The sequence below is a fragment of the Stenotrophomonas sp. ASS1 genome (assembly GCF_004346925.1).
GTDB classification, from domain to species: domain Bacteria; phylum Pseudomonadota; class Gammaproteobacteria; order Xanthomonadales; family Xanthomonadaceae; genus Stenotrophomonas; species Stenotrophomonas maltophilia_A.
The window spans coordinates 1,120,464-1,140,675 of record NZ_CP031167.1; the positions used below are offsets into that span (position 1 = coordinate 1,120,464).

Consider the following 20,212-nt stretch of genomic DNA (forward strand, 5'->3'; position numbering starts at 1 on the left):
TCGGACGCTCGCCTGCAGCACAAAAGAAAGCCCCGCTCATGCGGGGCTTTTCTTTGTCCGCGATTCCTGCGGAGTTGTGCCCCGCAGCATCAGTTTTCGTGCACCGCGACTTGCAAACAGACAATTTCCTCCCCTATGGTGCAATCGATTGCATTGCTGTGAATCGTTGCGTTTGATACCGGTTGGGAGGCCGGCAGGTGGATGTCCATCCATTCGATCAGACCGGCTCCGGCGACGGGCCTCACGCGGCGCGATGCGTTGCGCATGGCGGTTGCTGGAGGCGTAGCTCTGGGTACTGCGGGTACGCTGCCCGCATTCGCCGCCACGGCGCCGCTCAAGGGCAACCTGAAGCATTCTGTCGCCCGCTGGACCTTCCCGCAGCTGTCGGTCGCCCAGCTTTGCGCGACGGTGAAGGACATCGGCTTTGCCGCGATCGACCTGGTCGGCCCGGAAGACTGGTCCACGCTGAAGGCGAATGGCGTGTACAGCTCGATGTGCAACGGCGCGGAGCTGGGCCTGACCAAGGGCTTCGCCGGCCGCGAATTCCACGACCAGCTGGTGGAGCGTTACACGCGGCACATCGACCTGGTCGCCGATGCCGGCTACCGAAATCTCATCTGCTTCTCCGGCAACCGCAACGGCATGGACCCCGCCGAAGGCATGGCCAATGCCGAGGCCGGCCTCAAGCGCATCCTCGGGCACGCCGAGAGGCGCGGGGTGGTGCTGGTGATGGAACTGCTGAATTCCAAGGTCGATCATCGTGACTACCTGTGCGACCACTCCGCCTGGGGTGTGGAGCTGTGCCAGCGGCTCGGCTCGGACAACTTCGGCCTGCTCTACGACATCTACCACATGCAGATCATGGAGGGCGACATCATCGCCACCATCGGCAAGCATCACGCCTGCTTCAAGCATTACCACACCGCAGGCGTGCCCGGCCGGAACGAGATCGGAGACCAGCAGGAGCTCCACTATCCGGCCATCTGCCGCGCGATCCGCGACACCGGTTTCAAGGGGTATCTGGCGCAGGAGTTCACGCCTGCAGCGCCCGATCCCGTTGCCTCATTGCGCGAGGCGATCCGCCTCTGCGACGTCTGAAACGATATCCACCCAGGTGAGAAACCCATGGCAGATAATCACTACGACGCCATTGTTGTTGGCTCGGGAATCAGTGGCGGTTGGGCGGCGAAGGAGCTGACCGAAAAGGGCCTGAAGGTCCTGATGCTGGAACGCGGACGCAACATCGAACACGTCAAGGACTACGTCAATGCGATGAAGGAAGCGTGGGACTTCCCGCACCGCAACCGGCCAACGCAGGCGATGAAGGCCGACTTCCCGGTGCTGATGCGCGACTACGGCCTGGCTGAGAACCTGGAAGGGATGTGGGCCAACGAACAGGACTCGCCCTACATCGAGACCAAACGCTTCGATTGGTTCCGCGGCTATCACGTCGGCGGCCGCTCATTGTTGTGGGGCCGGCAGAGCTATCGCTTCTCCGACCTGGATTTCGAGGCGAACCTCAAGGACGGTATCGCCGCTGACTGGCCGATCCGCTACGCCGACATCGCGCCGTGGTACGACCATGTGGAAAAGTTCGCCGGCATCGCTGGTACGCGTGAAGGGCTGGACGTGTTGCCGGATGGCGAGTTCCTGCCGCCTATCCCATTGAACATCGTCGAGAAGGACGTGGCCGCACGGATCAAGAAGGCATTCGGCGGTACCCGGCACATGATCCACTCGCGCACCGCCAACATCACCAAGCCGATGCCCGAGCAGGGGCGCGTCAACTGCCAGTACCGCAACAAGTGCATCCTGGGCTGCCCCTTCGGTGCCTACTTCTCGACCCAGGCGGCGACGCTGCCAGCGGCGATGAAGACCGGCAACCTGACCTTGCGGCCGTTCTCGATCGTCAAGGAAGTGCTCTACGACAAGGACCGCAAGCGTGCGCGCGGGGTGGAGGTCATCGACGCGGAGACCGGGCAGACCTACCAGTACACCGCCAAGGTCATCTTCCTCAACGCATCGTCCTTCAACTCGACCTGGCTGCTGATGAACTCGGCCACCGATGTGTGGGAGGGCGGGCTGGGCTCATCGTCGGGCGAGCTCGGGCACAACGTGATGGATCATCATTTCGGTGCAGGTGCCTCGGGTCGGGTCGAGGGCTACGAAGACAAGTACTACTTCGGGCGTCGCCCCTGCGGTTTCTACATTCCACGGTTCCGCAACGTCGCGACCGACAAGCGCGGCTACCTGCGCGGGTTCGGCTACCAGGGCGGTGCCAGCCGCACCGGCTGGTCGCGCGAGATCGCCGAGCTGAACATCGGTGCCGACCTGAAGGAGGCGCTGACCGTGCCCGGTGACTGGCGCATCGGCATGACCGGGTTCGGTGAAATGCTGCCGCACCACGACAACACGATCCGCCTGGACCGCGACCGCAAGGACAAGTGGGGGCTGCCAGTGCTGGCGATGGACGTTGCCATGCGTGCCAACGAACTGGCGATGCGCAAGGACATGGCCGCCGATGCCGCCGAGATGCTGGAGGCGGCCGGCGTCAAGGACGTGAAGATGCACGACAACGATTACGCCCCGGGCAAGGGCATCCACGAAATGGGGACCGCGCGCATGGGACGTGATCGGAAGAGCTCGGTGCTGAACCAGCACAACCAGGTCTGGGATGCACCCAATGTCTATGTGACCGACGGGGCCTGCATGACCTCCAGCGCCTGCGTTAATCCTTCGCTGACCTACATGGCGCTGACGGCTCGGGCCGCAGATCATGCGGTGCGCGAACTGAAAGCGGGGAATCTCTGATGGATCGCCGCGAGCTGTTGAAGATGATCGTCGCCGCCACCGGTGCGGCCATGGTTGGGTTGCCTGCCCTTGTGCAGGGTCAGGCACCGGCGGGCGCCACCAAGATTCATTTCTCCGATACCGACGTCGCTACGCTGGATGAGATCGCCGAGACCATCCTGCCGCGGACCCGGACACCAGGGGCGAAGGATGCCGGCGCCGGTCTGTTCATGGCGACGTTCGTCAGTGACTGCTACACCGCCCGGCAGCAGGCAACCTTCCGCGCAGGGCTGACCGATATCGACAAGCGCGCGGGTGGCCGCTTTGTGTCGCTTGCGCCGGACGCCCGCACCGAATTGCTGCGCACGCTCGATGCAGAAGCCAAGGCACGCCATGCCGATGTGACCGAAACCGGTACGCCTGAAGAGGGCGAGGCGATGCCGCACTACTTCACGATGCTCAAGCAGCTGGCCATCTTTGGCTTCTTCACCTCGAAGGTCGGCGCGACCGGGGTGCTGCAGTACGTCGCCGTGCCGGGGCGCTACGACGGCGATCTTGCCTATGTTCCCGGCACGCCCGCCTGGGGGACCAGCTGATGGAGTGCAACAGGATGATCAAGCCGCTGCTGATCGCGGCCACCGTGCTGGCCGCCGCACCCGTGTTCGCGCAGAACGGTGCCGACGCCGCGCGCGATCCGAAGAAGACCGAGGTGTGGTCGCCGGTACCTGCGACCGTTGCCACGCCGCCAGGCAGGGCCCCGTCCGACGCAATCGTGCTGTTCGATGGCAAGGATGTCTCCGCGTGGGAGTCGGAGCAGGGCGGAGGCGTGCCCTGGAAGGTTGCCGATGGCGCCATGACCGTCGTGCCCGGCAGCAAGGGCATTCGCACCAGGCAACGCTTCTGCGACGTCCAGCTGCATGTCGAGTGGCGCACGCCCACCGACACGAAGGGCTTCGACGGACAGAACCGCGGCAACAGCGGCATCTTCCTGCAGGAGCTGTATGAACTGCAGGTGCTCGACAGCTACAACAACCCGACCTATGCCAATGGCCAGGCGGGCTCGATCTACAAGCAGGCCATGCCGTTGGTGAACGCCTCGCGCGCACCGGGTGAGTGGCAGGCCTACGACATCCTCTGGAAGGCGCCGCGCTTCTCGCAGGGCGGTGGGCTTGTGTCGCCCGCGCGCATCACGGTGCTGCACAACGGCGTGCTGGTGCAGGACGACACTGTGCTGGCGGGCAAGACCGAGTACATCGGCGCGCCTTCCTACGCGCCGCATGGGTGTGCGCCGCTCTATCTGCAGGAACATGACTCCAGGGTCAGCTACCGCAACATCTGGGTGCGTGAGCTGTAGGGGCACGCGGCCGGCGTGGTCGCCGGCCGCTTACTTCGCCAGGTAGCTGGCGATGTCGTTGATCTCCTGCTGTGACAGCTGGGAGAAGGGCGGCATCAGCCCGCCGCCCTTGCTGATCTTTTCCTTGATCTGCGCAGGAGCCATGCGCTTGCCGATATCGGTGAGCGCCGGGAATGCGCCCGGCATGCCCGCACGATCCGCACCATGGCAGGCCACGCAGTTCGCGGTGTAGAGCTTTGCACCCGCAGCCGGATCGTCCTTGCACCAGGCGGCCGTCGCAACGCTCATGCCACCCAGGGCCACCGCCATTGCCAGGATCATTTTCATGTGGGGCTCCTTGATGCGTCAGCGCCGCGCACGGGCGGGCACGTTGGTGGTCAGGTGTTCACGCAGATAGTCCGCACCGGTCTGGATGATCCTGGCCGGATCGCGTGGCTGGTCGTGCTCGATGATGTACCAATGCACGCCGGCGGCTGCCGCAGCAGGCAGGATCGCGTTCCAGTCCAGCACGCCCTGGCCCACCGCGGCGAATCCGCCTTCGTTCTGGGCCTGGCCCTTCGGTGCATTGTCCTTGGCGTGTACCGCGAACACGTGGCCGCGGAACTTTGCCAGCATCACTGCCGGGTCCAGGCCTGCACGCGCGACCCAGGCCAGGTCCAGCTCGGTCTGCAGGTCTGGACCGGCGGCGGCGAACAGCAGCTCCAGTCCGGTCCTGCCGTCGAAGTCGGCCAGTTCGAAGTCGTGGTTGTGGTAGGCCAGGCGCATGCCCTTGCCGCGCACCTGTTTCGCGATCCGGCCCAGTTCCTGGCCCAGGGCAGTCCAGCCGGCGGCATCGCCCGGGCGATCCTTCTTGTCCAGGTACGGCACCACCAGCGTCGTGTTGCCGATCGACCGGTTGAAGGTCACCACCCCATCCAGGTTGCTGCGCAGCTCGGCCAGCGGCACATGCGATGAAACTGCCTTGATCGAATACCGGTCCAGCAGCTGCTTGAGCTCGGCGGCGCTGGTGTTCTGCGTGCCGACCGTTTCCACCGCATGGACGCCAGCGTCGTGGACGATCTTCAGTTGCTGCTCGAGCGAGCCGGCATCGCGCAGGGTGTACATCTGTACCGCGATCGGCTTCTGCGTGCTGGCGGCTTCGACTGCAAAAGCGGGCAGGGCAGCGAGCAGCAGAATGAGGCTTGCAGTTCCATGGACAAGGGCTTTCATCAACAGATCCTCCCGGGTTTCAACCGATGGCAGTCCAGGCGCGCGACCTGGCTGATGCAATGACACGATCGACGATCTGCGCCGAGCGCAGGCCGTCCTTGAAGGTGGGCAGGCCCTGCGGCCGCTCGCCCTCGATGGCGCGATAGGTGTCGGCGACAAACGCTTCGAAGCACTGGGCGTAGCCCTGAGCGTGTCCGGCCGGCAGCACGGAAAGGCGGCGTTGATCGGCACTGCCGGCGCCTGGTCCGCGCACGAAGATCTCCTCGCGTTGGTCGGGTAGGCCGATCCACAGGCGCTCGGCGTCTTCCTGGTTGAAGGCCACACTGGCGTTGGCACCGTCGATCTCGAACCAGAGGCGGTTGTGGCGTCCGGCCGAGACCTGGCTGACCGTCAGAGATGCCAGCGTACCGGCGCCGGTCCTGAACATCGCCGCCGCTACGTCCTCGCTCGTTACCGACTGCATTGCGCTGGCTGCGGTTGGCGTGCTGAAGCTCTGCCCGCTGACGGCGCCGCGCTCGGCGATGACCGTAGAGAACGCCGCGCTGACCTCGGCGAAGCGTTCGCCGCTGACCCATTCCACCAGGTCGCACCAGTGGGAGCCGATGTCGGCGAATACGCGCGATGCGCCACCCAACGCCGGGTCCACGCGCCAGTTGTTGCTGGCAGGGTCCAGCAGCCAGTCCTGCAGGTAGCTGCCGTGGATCAGGTGCAGCGGCCCCAGATCGCCTTCGGCGATGCGTGCGCGTGCCTCGCGCACCACCGGGTGGTAGCGATAAACGAAAGGTACTGTGGCGACCAGCCCGGTTGAGGCGGCCAATGCTGCAAGGGCCTGCGCATCGTCCAGCGTGGTCGCCAGCGGTTTCTCGCAGATCACATGCTTGCCGGCTTCCAGCGCGGCCTGCGCCATCGCGCGGTGCAGATGGTTGGGCGTGCAGACATGCACGACCTGCACCTGCGGATCGGCGATCACCTCTTCGATATCCCGATAGGCGCGCGGGACATTCCACAGCTGCGCCATCTCACGCGCGCGCTGCGCTGACGAAGCGGCAACGCCGCGTACCTCGGCACCGGCGAGCAAGGCCGCGCGGCGGTGCACGGCGCCGATCATGCCGGCGCCGACGATGGCGATTCCAAGCGTTGGCATCGGCTCGAATCCTCAGCGTGTGGAAGATGCGGCGGCCACGGCGGGCCGGTCGCGGAACAGCAGCAGGAAGGCGATCAGAACCACCAGCGCGACGCCAGCCGGGAACAGCCAGATCTGCTGCCAGTCGGGGCCGGCCTCGGTGGTGAAGTGCTCCACCACCGCGCCGGACAGGAAGGTGCCGATCAGCATGCCTACGCCGTACGTGGCCAGGGTGATGAAGCCCTGCGCGCTGCTGCGCACGGCGGGGCCGGCATGGGCATCGGTGTAGATCTGGCCGGTGACGAAGAAGAAGTCGTAGCAGATGCCGTGCAGCACGATGCCGATCACCAGCAGCGAGAAGCCGCTGCCCGCATCGCCGAAGGCGAACAGGACGTAGCGCACCACCCACGCCGCCATGCCGACCGCCAGCATGGTCTTCACCCCCAGCCGCACGAACAGGAACGGCATGGCCAGCATCAGCAGTACCTCGGAAACCTGGCCCAGCGACTGCAGGCCTGCGGCGCCGCGCACGCCCAGGTCGTTGAGATACGGATTGGTGAAGTTGTAGTAGAACGACAGCGGGATGCAGATGGCGATGGAGGCCAGGAAGAACACCAGGTAGGCGCGCGACTTCAGCAGCCGCAAGGAATCCAGTCCCAGGATCTGCCCCAGCCCGGCATCGCGCTGCTGTGCCAGTGGCGGCGTGTGCGGCAGGGTGAACGCATACAGGCCCAGCACCAGCGATGCCAGCGCGGCCATGCGGAAGGTCAGTTCAAGCCGATGCGCCTGCTCCAACCCCAGCCAGCCGATCAGCACGCCTGCGACGATCCAGCCGATGCTGCCGGCCACGCGTACCAGCGGGAACTGCTTCTCGGGCGATTGCATGTGCCGCATCGCCACGCTGTTGGCCAGCGCCAGCGTGGGCATGAACAGCAGCATGTAACCCATCACGCAAGCCGAGAACATGCTGAAGCTGGCCGCCGTGGACGCCAGCCACATCAGCACCGCGCCGGCCAGGTGCAGCACCGCGAGGATGCGCTGCGCGGCGAAGTAGCGATCGGCGATCAGGCCGACCAGGAAGGGCGCGACGATGGCGCCGATGGACTGGCTGAGGAAAGCGGTGGCGACCTGGCTGGCGCTGGCCTGCAGCGGGCCCTGCACCAGGTACGTCCCGAGGGTCACGAACCACGCTCCCCAGATGAAGAACTGCAGAAACATCATCGCGCCCAGGCGCGACATTGCGTGCGACATGGCTTGCCCTCCCGGGGCGGTAATGGCTCAGATTCCCAGCATGTGGTGCAGTGATGCGGCGTCCGTGCCGCTGCCGGCGAAGTCATCGAAGGCGCGTTCGGTCACGCGGATGATGTGGTCGCGGATGAAGGCGGCACCCTCGCGTGCGCCGTCCTCCGGGTGCTTCAGGCAGCACTCCCATTCCAGTACCGCCCATCCGGGGAAGTCGTACTGGGCGAACTTGGAGAAGATCGCCTTGAAGTCGATCTGGCCATCACCGGGCGAACGGAACCGGCCCGGACGATCGATCCAGTCCTGGTAGCCGCCATACACGCCGCTGCTCGCGCTGGCGCGATACTCCGCGTCCTTGACGTGGAAGATGCCGATGCGCGCGTGGTAGCGGTCAATGAAGCCCAGGTAGTCCATCTGCTGCAGCAGCAGGTGGCTGGGGTCGTACAGGATCTTGGCGCGGGGGTGATGGTCCACCACGTCGAGGAAGCGTTCGAAGGTCGCGCCGTCGTGCAGGTCCTCACCCGGGTGGATCTCGAAGCAAAGGTCCACGCCGCAGGCGTCGAACGCATCCAGGATCGGGCGCCAGCGGCGGCCGAGTTCGGCGAAGGCTTCTTCCACCAGTCCCGGTGGACGCTGCGGCCAGGGATAGAAATAGGGCCAGGCCAATGCGCCGGAGAACGTGGCATGCGCGGTCAGCCCCAGGCGCTGGCTGGCTTTGGCGGCCAGCAGAAGCTGCTCGACTGCCCAAGCCTGGCGGGCAGCCGGATCGCCGCGCTTGTCCGCCGGCGCGAATCCGTCGAACAGGCTGTCGTAGGCCGGATGCACCGCGACCAGCTGCCCCTGCAGATGGGTGGACAGCTCGGTGATCTGCACGCCATGACCGGCCAGCATGCCGGCGACGTCGTCGCAGTACGCCTGGCTGCGCGCGGCCTCGGCCAGATCGAACAGGTGGGGCGCGCCGGTGGGGACTTGTACGCCAGAATAGCCCAGACCCGCGGCCCATCCGGCCAGCGTGTCCAGCCGATCAAAAGGAGCTGTGTCGCCGATGAACTGCGCCAGGAACAGCGCTGGACCCTTGAGCGTCTTCAACGTGATTCGCCCTCGATGCAATCGATTGCATTATCCTAGCAGGGGCTCACGCAGGACCTGTTGTGCACTGCACAGCAGACAGGAGAACTAACGCCATGGCCACCATCTACGACATCGCGAAGCACGTCGGCGTCTCCGCAGGCACGGTGTCGCGGGCGCTTTCCCGGCCGGACAAAGTGCTGCCGGCCACGCGCGCGCGCATCGAGCAGGCCGCTGCCGCACTCGGTTATGTGCCCAACACGGTGGCCCGCACGCTCAAGACCCAGCGCAGCGGCAAGATCCTGGTCACCGTCCCGGACATCGCCAATCCGTTCTTCGCGCAGATCCTGCAGGGGGCGGAGGACGCCGCACAGGCGGTCGGCTATGCGGTTCTGCTCGGCGATACCCAGCATCAACCCGACCGCGAGGAGCGCTATGCGCAGATGCTTCGGCGCAACGAGGCCGACGGCATGATCGTGCTGGGGCACCGCCTGCCGCCCACGGCGCGCGAGATCGTCCAGCAGCGCGGTGCCGCCGCGCCGGTGATCAACGGCTGCGAGTTCGACCCCGCACTGGGCATTCCCAGCGTCCATATCGATAACGCCGCGGCCGCGCGCGTGGTGATGGAACATCTGTATGGGCTGGGACACGAGCGGATCGCCGTGGTCGGCGGACCGCCGGACAATCCGCTGCACCAGCAACGGCTGGAAGGGGTGCGGGCGGCTGGCAAGGCGCGTGGACGCCTGCGCCAGCTGAACATCGTGCCGGGTGACTTTTCGGTGGAATCCGGCCATGCGGCTGCCATGGCGCTGCTGGACGGCATGTCTGCGCCAACGGCGATCTTCTGTTTCAGCGATCAGATGGCGCTGGGCACCCTGGCGGCCTGCCGCGATCTGGGCATCCGCGTGCCGGAGGACCTGTCCATCGTCGGCTTCGATGATCTGGCATCTTCCCGCTACCTCACGCCGCCGTTGACCACCATCCGGCAACCGATGCGGGAGATCGGTGAGCGCGCGGTCAACCTGCTGCTTGCCATCATCGAGCACATGGATGTGCCGCTGCAGCAGACGCTGGATTTCAGCCTGATGCTGCGGGGTTCAACGGCGCCACTCAGGCGTGGGTGAGGCAGGGTAACCGCCGTGAATCCTTGATCCCGAATTGACGCAGAGCTGTCAGACTCACCACAGGCCGCCCGGCAAGGGCGTGCGATCGCGCAAGGGGGTCGGCAATGCCGTTCTTGACGGACTCGACGGAAGTCGCGGTCGAAGGCATCGGCGCGGCACGTCGCATCGGCTGGATGCGCTTCGTGGGCAATGGGCTGGGCGCGATTCCCATCGCCTCGATCATTCTTGAACGTCAGGACGGTGTGTTGGCCTGGGCGTTGCTGCTGCTCAATGCGTTGGCATGGCCGGCGCTCGCGCTGGTGCTGACCCAGCGCTCACGGCAGCCTGCGGTGGTCCAGTTCCGTTGCATGGTGGTTGATTCCTTCTTTGGCGGTGGCTGGATCGCCTTCATGGGGCTCAGCGTGGTACCCAGTGCGTTGTTCGCCGCGCTGCTGGTCGCCGACAAGATCGCCGCCGGTGGGGTGAAGCTGGCGGTACGGGCCACACTGGCACTGGTGGTGGGGTTCGCGCTCACCTGGTGGGGGCTCGGGTTTCCTTACCAGCCGGTGTCATCGCAGCGCACGATCGTGCTCAGCGTGCCGTTCCTGTTCGTCTACGGCATCGGCCTCAGCATCCTCAGCTGGCAGCTGGCGCGGCGGGTGAAATCGCAGAACCGCCAGTTGAAGCGGCTGAGCCGCATGGACCCGCTGGTGGAGCTGGCCAACCGCGGCTTCCTGATCGTCCGTGCGCAGCAGGCACTGGACAAGGCGCAGGGGCAGGGTGGTTTTGCCTGCCTGCTGATGCTTGATGTGGATGACTTCAAGCGCATCAATGACTCGCACGGTCATCGCGCCGGGGACGAAGTGCTGCGCCATATCGCGTCCACCTTGCGCGCCTTCGCCCGGCCTGGCGATACCCCTGCGCGGCTGGGAGGCGACGAGTTCGTCGTGCTGCTGCAGGACTGTGCGCCCGTCGATGCGATGCATGTGGCAGAGCGGGTTCGGCTGCAACTTCTGGAGGCAGCACGGCAGGCAACCCCGGGCATCGAGTTCAGCGTCAGCATCGGAATCGCGGCGACGCCGCGCGGTGGCAGCGTCGAGGACTGGCTGGCACTGGCCGACCGCGCGCTGTACCACGCCAAGCGCCAGGGCAAGAACAACGCCAGCTATGGCGAATGAGGTGTTGCCAGGTCTCTGGCGCAGGCCAGCAGCTGGGCGGCCGTTGCCGGAGGCTTGCAGCGCACCGCCAACTGCAGCGTAGTGGTCGGCATGCCCAGTTCCAGCGCAACAAAAGCCAGGCCGCTGCGGTGCATGCTCTGCATCGAGGCCGGCACGATGGCGATACCCAGGCCGGCAGCGGCAAGGTTGATCGCCGAAGCCACCTGCGGCGCTTCCTGCTGGATGGTAGGCGCGAAGCCCTGGCTGCGGCAGGCAGCGACGACGTCTGCACTCAGGCCCTGACCCGATTTCCGCGAGAACAGGATGAAGCGCTCGTCGCGCAGCTCGGCCAGCGCGATGCTCGTCCGGCACGCCAACGGGTGATCGGCCGGCAGTACTGCCACCAGGGGTTCGGCACTGAGTTGCTGTGTCATCCGTTCACCGGTATTGGAAAACGGCGGGCGCACGATCACTGCATCGAGTTCGCCATCATCGAGGCGCCGGACCAGCGATTCACTGCCATCTTCGACCAGCTGCACCTGCACCGCCGGATGTGCCCTCTGGAAGCTGCGCATCAGCGCGGTGACCGCCTCGTTGTAGGTCGCCGATTCTGTCAGCCCCAATGTCAACGTGCCGACCTCGCCGCGTGCGGCGCGCAGCGCCTCCTCCTTGGCCTGGTCGACGCGCGCGAGGATGTCCTCCGCGGCTTTCCAGAATACCTGGCCAGCATCGCTGAGCACGATGCCGCGTCCCTGCCGGTGGAACAGCGGTGTGCCGATCTCTTCCTCCAGGGCGCGGATCTGCTGCCCGAGCGGCGGCTGGGCGATATGCAGGGCCTCGGCGGCCTTGGTGAAGCTCTGCAGCTGGGCAGTCATGACGAAGTAGCGCAGGTGCCGCAGTTCCATTGGAACCTCAAACGTTCTGGTGCTGTACGAACACGGTATTGGACGGTCGCCGCTGGCGGCAACATCATCGGTATCCCACGGAAGATGTCCAACGACAAGGGAGACCACATGAAAAAGACACGTCAGTTGCGCGATCTGCTCCGCCAGGGCAGCGTGATTGCGCCAGGTGCATTCGATGGATTGTCGGCACGCCTGGTGGAGCTGGCCGGCTTCGATGCGGTCTATGCCAGCGGCGGCGCCATCGCACGTTCGGCCGGCGTGCCGGACATCGGCCTGCTCGGCCTCAGCGAAGTGCTTGCGCAGGTTGAACGGATCGTCGATGCCTGCGATCTGCCGGTGATCGCCGACGCTGACACCGGCTTCGGCGGCACCGCGAATGTTGAACGCACGGTGCGCGCGTTCGAAAGGGCAGGGGTTGCCGCCCTGCATATCGAGGACCAGGCCTTCCCCAAGCGCTGCGGACACCTGGATGACAAGACGCTGGTCGACGCGGGCGAGATGTGCACGAAGATCCGTGTCGCCTGCCAGTCGCGGATCGACCCGGAGTTGATGATCATCGCGCGTACCGATGCCATCGCCTGCGAAGGCCTGGATGCGGCGATCGAACGGGCGCAGGCCTATGTGGACGCGGGCGCGGACATGATCTTCGTCGAGGCACCGGAAACGCTGGAGCAGATTGAGGTGATTTCGCAGCAGGTTCCCGGGCCGAAGCTGATCAACATGTTCCACAGCGGCAAGACGCCGCTGGTGCCGGTGGCGCGGCTGGCCGAACTCGATTACCGGCTGGTGATCATTCCCTCTGACCTGCAGCGCGCTGCGATCCGGGCCATGCAGCGCACCCTGCAGGAGATCGCAGCGACTGGCGACAGCGGGCGTGTTGCCGGCGAGCTGGCCAGCTTCGGCGAGCGTGAGACGATCGTGCGCACGGCGCGGTATCTGGCACTGGACCGGGTGTGATCCGGGCGTGATTGCGGACGTGCCGATGGACGGAGAAGGGGCGGCGGAATCCGCGTGTGTTGCCTGTTCATCCTGCACCCGGAATCATCGCCGACAATCCTCTACCATGGGCCACCCTGCCCGGACGTGCCGCCCATGCAAGACGCCCTCGTTGCCCAGCCCAAGCCCCCCGTCCCGAGGATCGCGGCCTGGCTGATGATGCTGCTGGGCATGTGGCTGGCGTTGAAGCTGGGCCTGGTGGTGACCCTGCTGTCGGGCCTGCTGGTGTTCCAGCTGACCCACCTGCTGGCCTCCACCGTGGAGGGCAAGCTGCCGCCAGGCCGGGCGCGGGCGATCGCGGTGATCGTGCTGTCAGCGGTGATCATCAGCGCGCTGGTGCTGGCCGGGATCGGCGTGGCGTCATTTTTCCGCAACGAGACCGGTGGACCGGACGCATTGCTGGCGCGGCTGATGGAGATCCTCAATTCGTCGCGGCACCAGGTGCCGGCGCTGCTGCAGCCGTACATCCCCGAGGACATGCCGGCGCTGCGCACGGCACTGAACGACTGGGCCGCCGAGCATCAGCGCCAGCTGGGCGTGGCCGGTACCTCGGTGGTGCAGGTGGGCGTACGCGTACTGATCGGTATGGTGCTGGGCGCGATGATCGCGCTGTATGACGAACTGCCGCTGCCGAAGATGGGCCCGCTGGCGCAGGAGCTGATCGGCCGCACCAGCCGCCTGGCCACCGCGTTCCGCCAGGTGGTGTTCGCGCAGGTGAAGATCTCGCTGCTCAACACCGTGTTCACCGCCATCTTCCTGCTGGGCGTGCTGCCGTTGTTCGGCGTGCACCTGCCACTGTCCAAGACCCTGGTACTGATCACCTTCATCGCCGGCCTGCTGCCGGTGGTGGGCAACATCATTTCCAACACCATCATCACCATCGTCGCGCTGTCGGTCTCGTTCTACGTGGCCGTGGCGGCGCTGCTGTACCTGATCGTGATCCACAAGCTGGAGTACTTCCTCAATGCGCGCATCGTTGGCGGCGAAATCCAGGCCCGCGCCTGGGAGCTGCTGTTGGCGATGCTGGTGATGGAAGCGGCGTTCGGCCTGCCCGGCCTGGTGGCGGCGCCGGTGTTCTACGCCTACGTGAAGCGCGAACTGGTCGACCAGCGCTGGATCTAGTACGGCAGGGTGTGACGCATTCGCCTCAGCCCGGCGCGGGGTGAGACCTTGCCGGCGCGTTCGCGGTGGCTGCGGTATACCTATGGTCACGGTTCGCGCGGCACTGGCTTGGCGCTGCCGGGACCGGCGGCTACAGTGATCCGCACTTCAGGGGAAATTTGCATGGCCGGCAAGGCATCGCCCATCGGACTGCGGACCTGGGTCTGGATCCTGGCGGGGTCGTTCGTGGTCTGTACGCTGCCGTTGATGGCCATCGCGCTGGTCCAGGGCGCGCTGCGCTACAGCGCTGCCGAGGACAACCTGGTCAGCCTGCGCCAGCTGCGCCAGACCTTCGACCTGGCCAACCTGGTCTCGGCCGAACGCGGCCCGGCCAACAGCCTGCTCGGTGCCGACCCGGCCGATGCCAGCGAGCATGCGCGGCTTACGCTGCAGCTGGCGGTGGTGCGCAGGCGTGTGGACACCGCGCTGCAGCAGCTGGATGCCGTGTTCACGGCTGATCCGGGCGTGGTGGATGAGCATGGGATGCTGGCAGACGCGCAACGTCGCCTGCAGTCGGCACGCGCGGGCGTGGACCGGGTGGCAGCGCAGCCGCGCGACGCACGACGCGTCGAAGACGTGGAGCGCGCGATCAGCGGCATGTTTGCCGTGGTCGACCGCCTGCACCTGCTGACCTCGGCACAGATCAACGTACTGGTCCGGGCCGACCGCGAAGCGGCGATTCCAGCCATGCAGGGCCAGGTGCTGATCGACCTGCGCGAGCACGGCGGGCGTCTGGCCTCCAACGTGATGGCGCCGGTGGCGGTACCCGGTGCCTGGCGCAACGAACAGGTGCGCGCGGCGCTGCAGACCGAGGGCCGCCTGCTGGAACTGTGGCGGCTGGCCGGCAGCCACGAATCGGTGTTCCGCAGTGATCCGACGCTGTCCTGGCATTGGGATATGGCGCGCCGGCAGTTCTTCGGCGAGTCACTGCCGATGATCGAACAGCTGATCGACGACGGACGGCGTGGCCTGCCGCCGCCGTGGACCGCTGCCGAGTTCACCACGCGCTACGTGCCGACCCTGCAGTCGCTTGAGGCGCTGCGTGACGGTTACCTGAGTGTGTCCATCGCCAGGTTCGAGCACACCCGCAACCGGGAGGCTACGCGGCTGGCGGTACTTCTGGCCACCGCGCTGGGAACCCTGGTGGTACTGGGTGTGGCGCTGCGTATCGCGCATCTGCAGATCCTGCGGCCTCTGCTGCAGGCACAACGGCAGGTGATCCAGATTGCCTCCGAAGCGCCGGGGCCCGAGCAGCATGTCACCCATCCGCTGGCCGAGATGCAGCGCCTGTTCGATGCGATTGAAGTGCTGCGCGAGAAGTCGCGCGAACGCTCGGCGCTGACCAGCGAGCTGCGCCAGCTGGCCGGCACCGATGAATTGACCGGACTGCTGAACCGTCGCGCGCTGGAGGAACTGGTGCAGCAGCGCCACGACGAGGGGCGGATGAGCGCAGTGGTGATCCTGCTGGACGTTGATCGCTTCAAATCGATCAATGATGGTCATGGCCACGATGCGGGTGATGAAGTGCTGGTACAGGTGGCGCAACTGCTGCAGCGCCATCTTCGCCGCAGCGACAGCATTTCCCGCTATGGTGGCGAGGAGTTCCTGGTGCTGCTGGCCGACGGTGACCTGGCCGCTGGCCGACAGCTGGCCGAATCGCTGCGGCTTGCGCTGCAGCAGCTGGACATCGTGGTGGCCGGCGGTACCGTGCTGCGGGTGACCGCCAGCTTCGGCGTGGCCCGCGGTGCTACCGACGCCTTGGGCTGGCGGACCCTGCTGCGTGCCGCCGATGCGGCCATGTACCAGGCCAAGGCGCAGGGCCGCGACCGCGTGCGGGTCGCCGGTGGTGGGCGCATTCCACGCTGAAACATCATGTTCATCGCTGGCGCACGCATGGCTGCCTAGACTGGACCTTCGACCATCTGGCAGGAGCGCATCATGACCGTTCGCCCCGTCGTTGCTGCAGCGCTGCTGGCCGGGATGCTGGCCGGCTGTACCTCCACTTCGTCGCAGACCGCTGCGGATGCGCCACGCCACCCCTCGGTTGCCGCCGACCTGAGCCCGGTGCCGGCTTTCACCGGCGGCGGTGCGGGTTGGAGCATTGAGATCGCCTCCACCGGCCAGGGCAACCACGATGCCAGCCTCAGCGCTGACGGCCGTACCCTCAAGGGCACGCTGCGCTATCCGGGGCAGCCGGCCGATGCACCGAGCTCGCTGATCGTGCTCAACGGCGAGCTTGGCGAGCAGCCCGCCATCGTCGAGATCAAGCGTGAGTCGTGCCGCACTGCCGAAGGTGTGGACACCCTGGCCAGCGTGCAGGTGACGATGGAAGGGCAGCCGCAGCGCCGCGGTTGTGGCCACCTGGCCGTGTACTGATCCTGTGCGCCGTCGTGCTTGAGATTCCAACCCTGCACACCGTGCGCCTGCGGCTGCGTCCACAGCAGCTGGATGACTTCGGCGTCTATGCCGCGTTCCTGGCCTCGCCGCGTGCGCGGGGCATGGGCGGGCCGTTCGGTGAGGTGGCGGCGTGGGGGCAGTTCTGCCATGACCTCGCCAGCTGGCATCTGTTCGGCCATGGCGCGTTGATGATCGAGCGTGCCGATACGGGAGCCTGCATCGGCCAGGTCGGGATCAATCATGGCCCGCTGTTCCCGGAAAAGGAACTGGGCTGGCTGCTGTATGACGGCCATGAAGGGAAGGGCTTTGCCACTGAAGCGGCCGGTGCACTACGCGATTGGGCGTTCGTGGTGGTGCGGCTGCCGACGCTGGTCAGCTACATGGCGCCGGACAACCTGGCATCGCAGGCCGTCGCGCGGCGCCTGGGCGGGGTGCTGGATGCGAACGCCGCGCGCAGCGATGCGGATGATCTGGTCTACCGCTACAGCACCCGGTAGTGCCGGCCGCTGGCCGGCATCATCGGTGCACCCGGGGGCGTCATCTACGCATGTCAAGCCATGACCCATTGCGCGTGGCGCCCGGGCTTTGCCATCCTCCCTGCTGTTTTCCGTAGCGTGGAATCCCGATGCGTCCTGTGTTCTGGCTGGCTTTGGCCCTGCTGCCCACCCTGGCGGTGGCGCAACCCGCGCGTATTGCCAAGACCAAGGCTCCGGCGCAGGATCCCTTCAGCGAGCTGTTCGATACTGCCTGCATGCAGCACATCGGTGCCCCGGCGCGGTTGCAGTCGCTGATGGAATCCAATGGGCTGTCGCCGTTGCAGCCCGCCGAAGCCGCGACGCTGTTGCAGGGGCAATCGGGCGTGGCCTGGATGGTGCCTCTGGCCAGTGGCCGCTATGCGGTGAGCTGGGCTGACGATGGCACGTGTACGGTCTACGCCGAAAAGGCCGACGCGGCGGTCGTGCAGAAGGGATTCGCCCGGTTGGTGCAGGCCGCACCGAAGCCGTTGCAGGTGCGGTCGCTGCCAGGGCGTGGGCCGCTGTCGGCCGATCAGGTGGCCATCCAGTACGGCTGGGCCACGCCGGGGCAGGGCAAGCTGCAGGTGCGATTCCGCCTGGTCACACGGCAGGCGGCCGAAGCCGGCGTGCAGGCGATGGCCTCGGCGACGCCGGGTGAAGCGATGCTGGAGCGGGGCGCACCCGGGCCCTGACAGGAGCCACGCCTGCGGTTCAGCCTTTCACGCAGCGTGTGATATATCGTTTATCGATAAATCCATCCCGGGGGCGGCGAGTCCACCCCAACACCGGAGGCCGCTTGACCGCTCGTCCCGCCCGCGCCAGACCCGCGCGAGGCCTGTTTGCCCTGGCCCAGGCCGCCGTACAGGCCGTCCGGGCGATGTGCTGGCTGGGCATCTTGGCCGCACTGCTGGCGGTGCCGCTGGTCGCCCACGACCGCCGCTGGCTGCTCGACAGCGTGCATGACGCCGAGGCCGCTGCCGCGCACGGCAATGATCTGTTCCTGCACTTCTGCCTGGGCCTGGGCGCGATCATCGCGCTGCTGGTGCTGTGCCTGCTGTTTCTGCGCCATCTGCTGAGGCTGCTGAAGTCGGCGGCGCGCGAGCGGCCGTTCACCCACGCCAATGCACGGCGCCTGCAGCGCATGGCCTGGCTGATGCTGGCAATGGAACTGCTGTCGATCCTGATCGGTGCCTATTCGGCCTGGATGGGCCCGGATTTCACCTGGATGGAGGTCGGCGGTGGCATGTCGATCACTGGCCTGGTGGCCGTGCTGATGCTGTTCGTGCTGGCGCGCGTCTTCGCCGTGGGCGCAGCGATGCGCGACGACCTCGACGGTGTCATCTGATGGCGATCGTCATCACCCTGGACCGCATGCTGCAGGAACGCGGCATGACCCTGTCCGAGCTGGCCGGGCGCATCGACATCACCCTGGCCAATCTGTCGATCCTGAAGACCGGCAAGGCGCGCGCCATCCGCTTTTCCACCCTTGATGCGATCTGCCGCGAGCTGCAGTGCACGCCCGGCGACCTGCTCGGGCACGACCCGGCGCAGGCACAGGACGCTGACTGAGCGGTCGCTCTTTTCCCTTACCTACTGACGAAACGGACCTGAAATGGAATGGTTGGCTGACCCCTCGATCTGGATGGGCCTTGCAACCCTGGTCGTGCTGGAGATCGTTCTCGGCATCGACAACCTGGTGTTCATCGCGATCCTTGCCGACAAGCTACCGCCGCACCAGCGTGACCGCGCGCGGGTAATCGGCCTGGCGCTGGCCTTGCTGATGCGGCTGGTGCTGCTGGCGGCGTTGGCGTGGATCATGAAACTGACCGAGCCGCTGCTGACGCTGTTCGACCACAGCTTCTCCGGGCGTGACCTGATCCTGCTGGGCGGTGGTCTGTTCCTGCTGTTCAAGGGCACGATGGAACTGCACGAGCGGCTGGAGGGCCGCGAGCATCACGAGGATGGCAAGAAGGTCTACGCCAGCTTCGCGATGGTGGTGGCTCAGATCGTGGTGCTCGACGCGGTGTTCTCGCTGGACTCGGTGATCACCGCGGTCGGCATGGTCGACAACCTGGGCGTGATGTACGCCGCGGTGACCATCGCGATGGTGCTGATGCTGGTGGCCAGCAAGCCGCTGACCCGCTTCGTGAACAAGCATCCCACGGTGGTGGTGCTGTGCCTGGGCTTCCTGTTGATGATCGGTTTCAGCCTGGTGGCCGAAGGCCTGGGCTACAAGATCCCGAAGGGTTATCTGTACGCGGCGATCGCCTTCTCGATCCTGGTTGAAGCCTTCAACCAGTGGGTGCGCTTCAATCGCGAGCGCAACGAGCGTCGCCAGCCATTCCGTCAACGTACTGCCGACGCCGTACTGAGGATGCTCGGCGCGCGGCCGGCCAACGGCCATCACGACGAAGAGGCCAGCGAGCAGGTGGATGCTGAAGAGCGCCTGCAGCCGGCCGAGCACGAGATGATCCGCAGCGTGCTGGGCCTGGCTGATCGCCCGGTGTCGAGCGTGATGACCGTGCGTGCCGACGTGCAGTGGATTGACCTGGCACGTGGGCAGGAGGATGTGGTGGCACGCCTGGTGGCATCGCCGCACACCCGCCTGCTGGTGGGTGATGGCGACCTGGACAGCCTGCGCGGCGTGGTGCAGAGCCGCGACCTTCTGGCCGACCTGCTGCAGGGCAGGCCGCTGCAGCTGGAAGGCAACCTGCGCGAGCCGCAGTACGTGCTGTCCAGCGCCAGCGCACTGCAGGCGCTGGAACTGATCCGCCAGCACCCGGTGCCGTTGGCGGTAGCGGTGGACGAGTACGGCAGTGTGGAAGGTCTGGTGACCGCCAACGATCTGCTGGCGGCCATTGCCGGTGACCTGGTCGACACCCAGGACGAGCGCTATGGCGTGGAGGCGCAGGGCGAGAACCAGTGGGAGGCCGACGGTGCGCTGACCCTGGACGACCTGCAGCGCCTGGCCGGCGTGTCGCTGCCGCGCAGTGCCGACTACATGACCATCTCCGGACTGGTACTGGAGCAGTTGGGTCGCCTGCCGGACATCGGTGACACGGTGGAGATTGCGGATGTACGCATCACCGTACTGGCAATGGAGAAGCGTCGCATCGCCCGCCTGCGGGTGGAGCGCATCGGGCTTTCGTAGAGTCGAGCCTGCTCGACTGGCCCTCTGTAGAGTCGAGCCAT

At 66.2% G+C, this 20,212-nt stretch carries 21 protein-coding genes; 15 read left to right on the top strand and 6 right to left on the bottom strand.

Going from position 1 to position 20,212, the window contains the following annotated elements; all coding sequences use genetic code 11:
- Positions 1-201 precede the first annotated feature (201 nt).
- Genes MG068_RS05180 through MG068_RS05195 form a run of 4 tightly spaced genes read left to right on the top strand, consistent with a single transcriptional unit; the run spans position 202 to position 4,144 of the window.
- Positions 202-1,098 (top strand): hydroxypyruvate isomerase family protein, encoded by an 897-nt coding sequence (locus tag MG068_RS05180; protein WP_132809496.1) that lies wholly within the window; start codon positions 202-204, stop codon positions 1,096-1,098.
- A gap of 27 nt (positions 1,099-1,125) precedes the next feature.
- Complete coding sequence (locus tag MG068_RS05185) at positions 1,126-2,811, top strand: GMC oxidoreductase (protein WP_132809497.1); 1,686 nt, start codon at positions 1,126-1,128, stop codon at positions 2,809-2,811.
- Positions 2,811-3,386, top strand: a complete 576-nt coding sequence (locus MG068_RS05190; protein WP_132809498.1) for a gluconate 2-dehydrogenase subunit 3 family protein — start codon at positions 2,811-2,813, stop codon at positions 3,384-3,386. Before MG068_RS05185 ends, MG068_RS05190 begins: the two co-directional genes overlap by 1 nt.
- 14 nt (positions 3,387-3,400) lie before the next feature.
- Complete coding sequence (locus MG068_RS05195) at positions 3,401-4,144, top strand: 3-keto-disaccharide hydrolase (RefSeq protein WP_240792118.1); 744 nt, start codon at positions 3,401-3,403, stop codon at positions 4,142-4,144.
- A 30-nt stretch (positions 4,145-4,174) separates the two neighbouring features.
- Here the strand turns inward: MG068_RS05195 and MG068_RS05200 are convergent, their stop codons facing one another.
- From MG068_RS05200 to MG068_RS05220, 5 genes are read right to left on the bottom strand one after another with little or no spacing between them, the layout of a single operon-like run.
- Positions 4,175-4,471, bottom strand: a complete 297-nt coding sequence (locus MG068_RS05200; RefSeq protein WP_032127645.1) for a c-type cytochrome — start codon at positions 4,469-4,471, stop codon at positions 4,175-4,177.
- An 18-nt stretch (positions 4,472-4,489) separates the two neighbouring features.
- Positions 4,490-5,353, bottom strand: a complete 864-nt coding sequence (locus MG068_RS05205; RefSeq protein WP_132809501.1) for a sugar phosphate isomerase/epimerase family protein — start codon at positions 5,351-5,353, stop codon at positions 4,490-4,492.
- A gap of 19 nt (positions 5,354-5,372) precedes the next feature.
- A complete protein-coding gene (locus tag MG068_RS05210) occupies positions 5,373-6,497 on the bottom strand; it encodes a Gfo/Idh/MocA family protein (RefSeq protein ID WP_132809502.1) in 1,125 nt (374 codons plus the stop codon).
- A gap of 12 nt (positions 6,498-6,509) precedes the next feature.
- On the bottom strand, positions 6,510-7,727 hold the full coding sequence (locus tag MG068_RS05215; protein WP_132809504.1) for a nucleoside permease: 1,218 nt from the start codon (positions 7,725-7,727) through the stop codon (positions 6,510-6,512).
- 27 nt (positions 7,728-7,754) lie between these two features.
- Entirely contained in the window at positions 7,755-8,807 is a 1,053-nt protein-coding gene (locus tag MG068_RS05220) for a sugar phosphate isomerase/epimerase family protein (RefSeq protein WP_132809505.1), read from the bottom strand.
- A 95-nt stretch (positions 8,808-8,902) separates the two neighbouring features.
- On the opposite strand from MG068_RS05220, the gene MG068_RS05225 reads away from it, so the two are divergent.
- Complete coding sequence (locus MG068_RS05225) at positions 8,903-9,910, top strand: LacI family DNA-binding transcriptional regulator (RefSeq protein WP_132809507.1); 1,008 nt, start codon at positions 8,903-8,905, stop codon at positions 9,908-9,910.
- Positions 9,911-10,014: 104 nt separating this feature from the next.
- Entirely contained in the window at positions 10,015-11,067 is a 1,053-nt protein-coding gene (locus tag MG068_RS05230; RefSeq protein ID WP_132809508.1) for a sensor domain-containing diguanylate cyclase, read from the top strand.
- On the opposite strand, the gene MG068_RS05235 is transcribed toward MG068_RS05230, so the two are convergent.
- Complete coding sequence (locus tag MG068_RS05235) at positions 11,055-11,951, bottom strand: LysR family transcriptional regulator (RefSeq protein WP_132809509.1); 897 nt, start codon at positions 11,949-11,951, stop codon at positions 11,055-11,057. The genes MG068_RS05230 and MG068_RS05235 overlap by 13 nt on opposite strands.
- A gap of 108 nt (positions 11,952-12,059) precedes the next feature.
- Here MG068_RS05235 and MG068_RS05240 point away from each other — a divergent pair, with 108 nt between their 5' ends.
- From MG068_RS05240 to MG068_RS05280, 9 genes are all read left to right on the top strand, one after another.
- Positions 12,060-12,908 (top strand): isocitrate lyase/PEP mutase family protein, encoded by an 849-nt coding sequence (locus MG068_RS05240; protein ID WP_049398866.1) that lies wholly within the window; start codon positions 12,060-12,062, stop codon positions 12,906-12,908.
- Between the two features lie 135 nt (positions 12,909-13,043).
- Positions 13,044-14,069, top strand: coding sequence for an AI-2E family transporter (locus MG068_RS05245; protein WP_012510371.1), 1,026 nt, complete (start codon positions 13,044-13,046; stop codon positions 14,067-14,069).
- A gap of 162 nt (positions 14,070-14,231) precedes the next feature.
- Positions 14,232-15,974, top strand: coding sequence for a GGDEF domain-containing protein (locus MG068_RS05250; RefSeq protein WP_132809511.1), 1,743 nt, complete (start codon positions 14,232-14,234; stop codon positions 15,972-15,974).
- A gap of 72 nt (positions 15,975-16,046) precedes the next feature.
- Positions 16,047-16,484, top strand: a complete 438-nt coding sequence (locus tag MG068_RS05255; protein WP_132809512.1) for a hypothetical protein — start codon at positions 16,047-16,049, stop codon at positions 16,482-16,484.
- Between the two features lie 14 nt (positions 16,485-16,498).
- Entirely contained in the window at positions 16,499-17,002 is a 504-nt protein-coding gene (locus tag MG068_RS05260) for a GNAT family N-acetyltransferase (RefSeq protein WP_132809513.1), read from the top strand.
- A 128-nt stretch (positions 17,003-17,130) separates the two neighbouring features.
- Positions 17,131-17,712, top strand: a complete 582-nt coding sequence (locus MG068_RS05265) for an NMCC_0638 family (lipo)protein (RefSeq protein WP_132809515.1) — start codon at positions 17,131-17,133, stop codon at positions 17,710-17,712.
- 185 nt (positions 17,713-17,897) lie between these two features.
- A complete protein-coding gene (locus MG068_RS05270) occupies positions 17,898-18,365 on the top strand; it encodes a DUF2975 domain-containing protein (RefSeq protein WP_005412578.1) in 468 nt (155 codons plus the stop codon).
- On the top strand, positions 18,365-18,589 hold the full coding sequence (locus tag MG068_RS05275; RefSeq protein ID WP_005408494.1) for a helix-turn-helix domain-containing protein: 225 nt from the start codon (positions 18,365-18,367) through the stop codon (positions 18,587-18,589). The genes MG068_RS05270 and MG068_RS05275 overlap by 1 nt, the downstream gene beginning before the upstream one ends.
- A 43-nt stretch (positions 18,590-18,632) precedes the next feature.
- Positions 18,633-20,171: a TerC family protein gene (locus tag MG068_RS05280; protein WP_132809516.1), complete on the top strand. Its 1,539-nt coding sequence runs from the start codon at positions 18,633-18,635 to the stop codon at positions 20,169-20,171.
- The last annotated feature ends 41 nt before the right edge of the window (positions 20,172-20,212 follow it).